7 protein-coding genes are annotated in these 7,616 nt (G+C 58.7%); 2 read left to right on the forward strand and 5 right to left on the reverse strand.

The genetic code is table 11. The features are described 5' to 3' along the window. Nucleotides 1-43: 43 nt before the first annotated feature. Genes AUC60_RS20210 through AUC60_RS20220 form a run of 3 tightly spaced genes read right to left on the reverse strand, consistent with a single transcriptional unit; the run spans nt 44 to nt 3,585 of the window. Entirely contained in the window at nt 44-1,678 is a 1,635-nt protein-coding gene (locus AUC60_RS20210) for a GMC family oxidoreductase (RefSeq protein WP_087271708.1), read from the reverse strand. Then, entirely contained in the window at nt 1,675-2,229 is a 555-nt protein-coding gene (locus AUC60_RS20215; protein ID WP_087271711.1) for a sugar dehydrogenase complex small subunit, read from the reverse strand. The genes AUC60_RS20210 and AUC60_RS20215 overlap by 4 nt, the downstream gene beginning before the upstream one ends. 3 nt (nt 2,230-2,232) lie before the next feature. Further along, nucleotides 2,233-3,585 carry a cytochrome c gene (locus tag AUC60_RS20220; RefSeq protein WP_238599607.1) on the reverse strand — a complete coding sequence of 451 codons (1,353 nt, stop codon included), beginning with the start codon at nt 3,583-3,585 and terminating at the stop codon, nt 2,233-2,235. A 484-nt stretch (nt 3,586-4,069) separates the two neighbouring features. Here AUC60_RS20220 and AUC60_RS20225 point away from each other — a divergent pair, with 484 nt between their 5' ends. Beyond that, complete coding sequence (locus tag AUC60_RS20225) at nt 4,070-4,342, forward strand: BrnT family toxin (protein WP_087271717.1); 273 nt, start codon at nt 4,070-4,072, stop codon at nt 4,340-4,342. Next, nucleotides 4,302-4,583 carry a BrnA antitoxin family protein gene (locus AUC60_RS20230; protein WP_087271719.1) on the forward strand — a complete coding sequence of 94 codons (282 nt, stop codon included), beginning with the start codon at nt 4,302-4,304 and terminating at the stop codon, nt 4,581-4,583. Before AUC60_RS20225 ends, AUC60_RS20230 begins: the two co-directional genes overlap by 41 nt. Before the next feature lie 180 nt (nt 4,584-4,763). Here AUC60_RS20230 and AUC60_RS20240 read toward each other — a convergent pair whose 3' ends face one another. Both AUC60_RS20240 and AUC60_RS20245 read right to left on the reverse strand, forming a co-directional pair. Further along, complete coding sequence (locus tag AUC60_RS20240; protein WP_087271726.1) at nt 4,764-6,023, reverse strand: metal-dependent hydrolase family protein; 1,260 nt, start codon at nt 6,021-6,023, stop codon at nt 4,764-4,766. Further along, nucleotides 6,020-7,327, reverse strand: a complete 1,308-nt coding sequence (locus tag AUC60_RS20245) for an MFS transporter (protein WP_405624503.1) — start codon at nt 7,325-7,327, stop codon at nt 6,020-6,022. Before AUC60_RS20245 ends, AUC60_RS20240 begins: the two co-directional genes overlap by 4 nt. Nucleotides 7,328-7,616: the final 289 nt, after the last annotated feature.

The raw sequence follows: 7,616 nt of genomic DNA on the forward strand, positions 1-7,616 counted from the left end.
CTCCTGCACGGTATGGCGATCCAGAGATGAATCGCCAGGGTTCTTAAACCTCTTTCAGCAACTCATCCGCAATCCGCAGGCTCAGCGCCGCACCGGTCAGCGTTGGGTTAACGCTGGACGAGGAGGCCATGACGCTGGTACCCGCGATGAACAGGTTCGGGTGATCGTGGGTGCGGCAATCGCGGTCGACAACCGAATCCTTCGGATCGTCGCCCATGATGGTCGTGCCCATGATGTGCTGGCGGTTCTGGAAGCCAACGTCGGTGCTGAGGATGTCCGCGTCGAGCAGCTTGGCGAAGTTTTTGAAGTCCTCCAGCGCCTTTTCCTTACCGGCATGCCAGTAGTCCGGCACGCTGTAATAGATCTCCGGAACTGGCAGGCCAATTGCGTCGAACTTGGTCTTGCTCGGCGTTACGCGGTTCTCCGGCAGCGGCAAGGTTTCGAAGTCCACCGCCCAGTTCAGCGAGCGCGCCGATTGCAGACGAATGCCTTCATCCAGTTTGGAGCCGAGCACGCCTTTGGCGATCAGGTTCGAAGTGATCTGCGAGGTCGGCACGGTGTTACGTACCTTGATCTTGTAGCTCGGGTAATCCTTGCGGAATGCACCGTCGCGGCTGTTCAGATAAACCAGCAGTTGCGTCGGCCCTTCGCCCGGCCACATATCTTCCTTGGTCATCACGTTCATGCTGATGCCGGTGTGGTCCATCAGGTTACGACCGACCTGGTCGGAGGAGTTGGCGATGCCGTTCGGATATTTCTCCGAGGTGGACATCAGCAACAACTTCGGCGACTCGATGCCGTAGGCCGCCAGCACGAAGTAACGGGCCTTGAGCTGGTGCTTGGATTTGTCCGGTTTCATGTACCAGATAGACGTGATCTTGCCGCTATCGTCGGCCTCTATCTTGTAAACCACCGAGTTATCCATGACCTTGGCGCCATGCTTCTCGGCCTCGTCGATGTGCATGGAGCCATCGTACTTGGCGGCAATCGGACATACCGGGTTGCAGTTGTTGTTGCCTGCACACGGCGGACGCTTGCCGTACGGACGAGTGGCGCGACCGTTGGGTTCCAGAATCGGGTTGTAGCCGCCTTTGCTGAGCAGTTCAGAGAGACGCTTGAACATGTAGCTCGGCTTGAGGCCTTCCATCGGGTAAGGGATCGAGCGCGGCGGGAATGCAGCACCACCCTGACCGCTTTCATCCTGACCGTCGACGCCTGACACGCCTAGCTCGGTTTCGGCGCGAGCGTAGAAGGGTTCCAATTCGTCGTAGCTGATAGGCCAGTCGCGACCGCGTCCGTACAGGGACTTGAGGCGGAAGTCGTTAGGCAGCATGCGCCACAGCGACGAACCGAAGTGCCAAGTGGTGCCGCCGACAACGCGCAGGTAAGACGTGTTGTACTTCACCGGCCCGACTTGCTGCAGGTAGTCGCCATAAGTGGACGGCGCGTGCGGCAGGCTTGGGTACGGCGAGCCGGCCCCTTGCAGCTTGGCGTTGGCCAGCGACAGTTTGATCGGCGCATTGCGGAAGGTCTCGACGATATCGCGTCGGTTAACCCGTGGACCTGCTTCCAGCACAATCACTGATTTTTTGGCTTTGGCCAGTTCGCTGGCGATCAGGCCGCCCATTACGCCGGAGCCGATGATCACCACATCGGCGTCGAAATCACCGCTGCTCATATTCTGGAATCCTTGGTATCTGCTGGCTTGGGACCCCAGGTTGCCGGGCCGCTGCCGTAAGTTGGGACGATGAGGGTGCCGTGGGTCGGGAGGTACATCATCGCTTCGGAGAAGGCGACGAGTTCCGCGTCGGCGGCTTCGCCAACGATCCCCAGATACCAGGCGGCAATGATGCTGGTCGCGGTTGCCTTGAGGGACGCGTCAGGGTTGGCCAGCTTCAGGTATTCATCGACATGCTTGAGGTTGTTGTCGGCAATCAGCTGCTTCAGAGCGGCAGCATTACCGGCGAAGTTCGGTGCGCGTTTGGCCAGGGCCGTGTAGTAGCGCGCAGCCAATACCGGATTGACCGGACGGCTCACCAGAAACTGCGACAGCGCAATAAAGTCGGCGCTCGACTGCTCTGCAGCCAGTACCGATTGCCACGGCAGCATGCCGCCCACCAGACCCATCAGGCCCAGTGCGACAGAGCCGCGCAGCAAATTACGGCGCGAGACGCCAGCCGGCGATTCAGGTTGAGTCGATGCTTGCTTGTCAGTCATTGAAGTATCCATTGCTCAGACCTCCTTGCGGCGGCGTGCGATCAGCCATACCACCAGGCCGATCAGCAGAACCACGAGGATAATTGCCGGGATCGTGAACCTGGCCAGGGTCGCCAGCGGAGCCGTTGGGCCGCCCGCACGGGTTTGGGCGACATCGGCAGCGGTCACTTTCTGGTCCGGGTTGCCGTAGTGCGACAGGACATAGTTACTGACGTCGGCAATTTCCTGATCGGTCAAACGATCAGTGAAGAAGCCATCGGGACCAAAACCAGGCATGTCGACTGCCACGCCATCGACGGTGCGATGCACGCCGTAGACGATGGTCGCGACCAGGTTGTCAGCACGGCTGGTGGCCGTGTTGTTGAACAGCGATGGATATTCTTTGTTGCCCTGACCATTAGGTTGGTGGCAGTTGGCACAGGTCCCGCTGAACACGTGCCAGCCCGGATTGTCTTCCGGTTTGCCACCGCGCAGAGTCAGTTCGTCGGTGGAGGCTTGGCCAAATTCGTGGCGGGCTTTCTTCTCACCCGACTTAACCGGAGCGGTCTGCTTCAGATAGGCCGCAATCGCCTTCAGGTCGGTATCCGGCAAGTACTGCAGGCTGTGCTCGACCGCTTCAGCCATCGGGCCTGCGGCCTGCGCCTTGCCTTCCACATGCCCGGTGCGCAGGTAAGCGACGATCTCATCGCTGGACCAGGCGCCGATGCCGCTGACTTTGTCCGAGCTGATGTTAGGCGCATACCAGGCGCCCAACGCACCGCCGCCCAGTGGCTTGCTATTGTCAGCGGCCATCAGGAAGTTACGTGGCGTGTGGCACGTGTCGCAGTGAGCCAGCGCGTTGACCAGATAATCGCCGCGATTGACCTCGGCGGATTTGCTGGCGTCCGGCGTGAAGCGTGTGGTGTCGTGGAACAACAGGTTCCAACCGATCATCGATGCACGAATGTTGAACGGGAACGCCAGTTCAGTTTTCGGCGATGGCGTGTCCACAGCCGGTACTTCATGCATGAAGTAGTCGTAAAGCGCGGCGATATCGCTGTCGGTGATCTTCGAATACGAGGTGTAAGGCATCGCGGGGTACAGATGCGTGCCATCCGGCGTCACACCGTCGCGCACCGCACGAGCGAACTGCTCTTGGCTGTAGTTGCCGATACCGTTGGTTTTCGATGGGGTGATGTTGGTCGAATAAATCACACCCATCGGCGAATTGAGCGGGTAACCGCCAGCGAATGGCTTGCCGCCAGGCGTGGTGTGACACGCGACGCAGTCAGAGGCGATCGCCACACGTTTACCGGCAGACGCATTGGCCTCCAGCTCTTGGCCATTGGCGGAACCCGCCAGGCACAACATCAGCGTCAGCAGACCCATACAGGCACCTCTGATCCGCTGTCTTTCTCGAGTAAAACAAGACATGTATTTGTCTACCTTAGGCAACTGCAGCCGTGGCTTTTTCAGGTTCGGAGGCTAGTGGCGCGCCTGGTCGGAAACGACGCTCACGGAAGACGTCGATTCAGCGCTAGCGACAAGTTGTCGCACGAAAACGGGGGGAATGTTTCACGATCTGTAACATCTTGCAACATCCAAAGCAGGCAAAGTGCCATGCTAATTTTGAATCGTCGAAGGCTCTAAATCGGGCATCTCGGCTACAGGCCCCGGCCCGCATGGGCTAGATGTACGACGACTGTATGACTTTGAAGGGAAGGGCTTTGGAACGTTTGTGCTGTTATTTCGGAGATCGGTCGGAGTCTTACGTGAATAAGGATCAATTCTTCGATATTTGCTGAAATTCCCTGCATTGTCTGGAGGCCTTGTCAGACTCGGCGGATGTATTTATTGTGCATACAATAAATACATGCAAATTACCTTCGATTCAGCCAAACGTGACAAGACATTGGCCGAGCGTGGCGTTGATTTTGCCGATGCGGTGCATGTATTTGCGGGGCACTACTTCACTGCCGAGGATGACCGGGTGGATTATGGAGAAGTGCGCTTTATTACGGTTGGTTTGCTGCATGGGCAAATGCTCGTCATGGTCTGGACACCGCGCGGCGCGGCTCGCCGTATCATTTCCATGAGGAAGGCCAATGAGCGAGAAAAAAACTTCTACCGGTATCAATTGGGTTGACCCGGATGATGCGCCAGAGCTGACAGACGCTTTTTTCGAGCGAGCTGATGAATATCAGGGTAGTCGCGTCATCAAACGTGGCAGGCCAAAGTCTGACGCGGTGCGTGAGCGTATTACGATCCGACTTGCACCTGAGGTACTTGAGCAATTCAGAGCGTCAGGTCCGGGTTGGCAGACACGCATGAATGCAGCGCTTGCTGACTGGCTCAAGACACACACTCCTTCGGAGTTACAGGTTTGATTAGCGCTTTCCCTTGCATGAGCCGAGCTTGCTCGCGATGACGGTGTTGTAGGGAACACATAGGGTGGATGTGCCGACCTCATCGGGAGCAAGCTGCAGAGTCTTGCGGTTGAACATGGTTTTCGCCACTCCCAGAAACAACAAAGCCCGCGCAAGGCGGGCTTCGAAACACTTCAGCATTTACACCAAGGTGTTCTTCTTGATGCTGCCTTCCTGAATGATCATCGCCAGGTTTTCCCCTTGGCCCACCAGACACTCGATGGATTCCAGCGGGTTACCGTTGACCACCAGCAGGTCGGCGATGGCGCCTTCGGCGATGCAGCCCAGTTGGCCTTCGCGCTGCAGGATTTTGGCCGCGACGGTGGTCGCACTGCGCAGGGCAGCGAGGTTGCCCAGCACTTCGGCGCGGATCTGCAGCTCGTGGCTTTGGTATTGGTGCATGTCGCCCAGCAGGTCCGAGCCGTAGCCCATTTCCACGCCCGCTTCGGCGAACAGCTTCAGCGCGTTGCGACCGGCCAGCCGCACGTCTTCAATCTTCGCCACGGAATCAGGCGGCAGACCGGCTTCGGCACCGTGCTTGGCAAGCATCTCGTAGGTGACCTGAGTCGGCACCGCGAACGCGCCTTTTTCGGCCATGAGTTTTGCGGTGTCGGCGTCAACGAGGTTGCCGTGCTCGATGGTGCGCACGCCGCATTCGATAGCGCGACGAATCGCCCGAGCGGTGTAAGCGTGAGCCATCACGTAAGTATTGGCGGCCTCGGCTTCATCAACGATGGCGCGGATTTCCGCCTCGCTGTACTGCGTGTTGGCAATCGGGTCTGTTGGGGACGACACACCGCCCGAGGCCATGATCTTGATCTGGTTGGCGCCTTGTTGCAGTTCTTCACGCACAGCCAAACGTACGTTATCGACGCCGTCCACGACACGTGCAATAGCGCCAGCACGGAAGCAGCACGAGCACGGCTCGCTCAGCAGCAACTCACCACGAGCCCGCATGTCGCCGTGACCACCGGTTTGCGACAGCGCTTTACCCGCTGCAAAAATACGTGGCCCCGGCACGAGACCCAGCGCGATAGAGCGCGCCAGCGCCCAGTCGGCACCGCCAGCGTCACGCACGGTGGTGAAGCCGCGATTGAGCATTGCTTCAAGAATCGGCAGGGCGCGGTACATGATGATCGCGTTGGGTTGTAGAGCGTTCATGCCCAGGTTGGCGTTGGAGGCCAGCACGTGAACGTGGCAGTCGATCAGGCCGGGCATCAGCGTGCGGCCATTCAGATCGATGACCTGGGCATCGGCCTCGGCAGCATCATTTTGTGGGCGAACAGCGCTGATGCGCCCACCCTCGATCACAACTTCCAGACCGCCCAGCAATTCGCCTTTGTTCAGGTCGAGCAGTTGGCCGTTGCGCAGGATCAGGCGTGCAGTGTTTTGAGTACTCATTGCAGAGCGGCTCCTTTGAAGGTGGCATTGGCGGTGGTCTTGCGGTCGCGGTACAGAAACGCGCCGCAACCGCTGACCATTGCCGCGAACATGATGTAGAAGGCTGGCGCGACATTGCTGCCGGTGTTGGCGATCAGCCAGGTAATAGTGAACGTGGCGAAACCGCCGAAGATCGTGACCGCAAAGTTGTAGGCCACGGACAGGCCGGTGGACAGCACGTGAGTCGGCAGCAGTTCGCTGAACGCGGCCAGAATCGAACCGATATAACCGGCGATCAGCAGGCCCATCACCACTTCAAAAATCAGCAGCGAGGCCAGCCCCGGCATCTGGTTGATGAACAGGAACATCGGATAAGCCGCAACGAAAATTGCTGCCGCCGAACCCAGCAGCCACGGCCTGCGACCGGTTTTGTCAGCCAGCATGCCGACGATTGGCGTGGCCACGATCAACACCGCGCCGCCCATCATCCCGGCGCTGAAACCCACGCCGCTCTGCAGGCCCAGAACCCGGGTCGAATAGGACGGGATGTAGAACAGAATCGCGTAGGTGCAGACCGTCCACAGCACCACCAGCGAGAAGCTGATCAGGGTTTCCCGTGGGTAAGTACGGAAGACTTCCCTCAGTGGCGATTCAGTAGTTTTGGATTCTTTGTAGACCGGGGTTTCGTCGATGCGGCTACGAATGTAGAAGCCTACCGGCCCGATCAGCGTGCCGATGATGAACGGGATCCGCCAGCCCCAGCTTTCCAGCTGCGCTTGAGTCAGGTAGTTCGAGAGGATGGCGCCCAGTGTGGAACCCAGCAGCACGGCAACGCCGATACTGGCCTGAATCCAGCTGGAGTAAAACGCCTTCTTGCCGTCTGGCGCGTGCTCGGTCAGAAACGCCGTCGCGCTGCCCATTTCACCGCCCGCGGAGAAGCCTTGCAGCAGCCGTGCGAGGACGATCAGCACCGGCGCGATCAAACCGATTTGCGCGTAGCTTGGGGTGATCGCAATGATCAGCGTACCCAGCGCCATCAACAGGATGGTCAGTGACAGCGCGGCTTTACGCCCGTGCTTGTCCCCGTAAACGCCCAGCACAATGCCGCCGACCGGACGCATGAAAAAGCCTACGCCGAAAGTCGCCAATGCCAGTAGATAAGAGGTGAGTTCGCTGTCGGTGGGGAAAAACACCTTGGCGATGATGACCGAGAAGAAGCTGTAGACCGTGAAGTCGAACCATTCAAGACCGTTGCCGATCACGGTCGCGATGACGGCTTTGCGTGCTTTCTGGTTGTGGGTTGGCGTGTTTTTTATAGCGTTCACGTTGAACTCCTGCATGCAAATTACGCAGGGAGTGGTCCCGCGCACGAGTGGGGCAGAGAAGCAATCGGGTGAAACATCGTCAGGGTCTTATGCCCTTGTAGGCCCGAGAATAACTCGCGAAATTGAATGCAGGAAAACGCTCATTGGGAAGATATGCATGCGCTGAACGCATGCAGGAGGGCGTGGATCTTTAGGATATCGCTCGGCGCCCCTGACACCCCGCTGTCGCGCAGCAAACATAGAACCTGTAGGAGCGCACGAGCACCGCGAGGCCGCGATGGCGGTATTT

This window comes from Pseudomonas caspiana (assembly GCF_002158995.1).
Taxonomy (GTDB): domain Bacteria; phylum Pseudomonadota; class Gammaproteobacteria; order Pseudomonadales; family Pseudomonadaceae; genus Aquipseudomonas; species Aquipseudomonas caspiana.

What these genes read in the sequence shown, in the direction of transcription:
- AUC60_RS20210 (WP_087271708.1), bottom strand. Translation starts at nt 1,678, where the DNA reads ATGAGCAGCGGTGATTTCGACGCCGATGTGGTGATCATCGGCTCCGGC.
- AUC60_RS20215 (WP_087271711.1), bottom strand. Translation starts at nt 2,229, where the DNA reads ATGGATACTTCAATGACTGACAAGCAAGCATCGACTCAACCTGAATCG.
- AUC60_RS20220 (WP_238599607.1), bottom strand. Translation starts at nt 3,585, where the DNA reads ATGGGTCTGCTGACGCTGATGTTGTGCCTGGCGGGTTCCGCCAATGGC.
- AUC60_RS20225 (WP_087271717.1), top strand. Translation starts at nt 4,070, where the DNA reads ATGCAAATTACCTTCGATTCAGCCAAACGTGACAAGACATTGGCCGAG.
- AUC60_RS20230 (WP_087271719.1), top strand. Translation starts at nt 4,302, where the DNA reads ATGAGCGAGAAAAAAACTTCTACCGGTATCAATTGGGTTGACCCGGAT.
- AUC60_RS20240 (WP_087271726.1), bottom strand. Translation starts at nt 6,023, where the DNA reads ATGAGTACTCAAAACACTGCACGCCTGATCCTGCGCAACGGCCAACTG.